General features: G+C 73.2%; 1 protein-coding gene. It reads right to left on the bottom strand.

The window, feature by feature from the left end:
• The coding region (locus AN218_RS29500; RefSeq protein WP_107421606.1) for an IclR family transcriptional regulator at positions 1 to 743 on the bottom strand (743 nt) is incomplete at its 3' end.
• Positions 744 to 982 lie beyond the last annotated feature (239 nt).

The following is a 982-nucleotide window of genomic DNA, read 5'->3' on the forward strand; positions in this document are numbered from 1 at the left end:
CCCGACGCGACCGCGCTCCCGGACGCCGTGGCCGCGCCCACGCCCAGCGGCGCGGACGTCACGTCCTCGCACAGCCGCTCCACGGCACCCGTCACGCCGACCGCCCCGACCGGCATGCCGCGCCGGTCGCGGATCGGCGCCGCGACCGAGGCCAGCCCCTCCCATGTCTCCTCGACGTCGGCGGCCCAGCCGCGGGCCTGCACGATCTCCAGCACCTCTTCGAAACCGTCGAGCGAGGTGACGGTGCGCTCGGTGAAGGCCTGGCGCTCGCCGTCCACCGCCTCGCTGTGCGCGACGGGGTCGAAGGCGGAGAGGACCTTGCCCAGTGCCGTGCTGTGCAGCGGCTGCATCGCGCCGACCTCCAGCACCTGACGGCTGTTGTCCGGCCGGAAGACGTGATGGACGATCAGCACGCCCTGCTGGTGCAGCACTCCCAGATAGACGCTCTCGCCGCTGGAACGCGCCAGGTCGTCGGCCCACACCAGGGCGCGGGAGCGCAGTTCGTGGACGTCCAGATAGCTCGTGCCCAGGCGCAGCAGCTCCGCACCGAGCTGGTATTTGCCCGTCGCCTCGTCCTGCTCGACGAAGCCCTCCTGCTGGAGGGTGCGCAGCAGTCCGTGCGCGGTGGCCTTCGGCAGATCCATGGACGAGGCGATGTCGGACAGGCCGAGCCTGCGCTCACCGCCGGCCAGGAGCCGCAGCACGGCTGCCGCGCGCTCGAGCGACTGGATGGTCCGGGCCACCGGGCACCTCCCTGACCTGCTCGCAACGGACCGCTCTGAAAAGGGTTCGACAATGCCGAACGGTAGCGCTAGATCCCGGCGGGCGGTAGCCCGGTCCCGGTCCCGTCCGGTGCACCGCGCTCGGCACGCGCCCCGGTATGCGCCGGGGCCCGCTCACCGTGACTGCTCACCGGGACGCTCACCGGCTCCGCGTCCCGGACGCCGCCTCACCCGCCTCACCCGCCCGACCCGCCCGACCC

Origin of the sequence: Streptomyces nanshensis, assembly GCF_001751255.1 — a bacterium.
In the GTDB taxonomy this organism is placed as follows: Bacteria; Actinomycetota; Actinomycetes; order Streptomycetales; family Streptomycetaceae; genus Streptomyces; species Streptomyces nanshensis_A.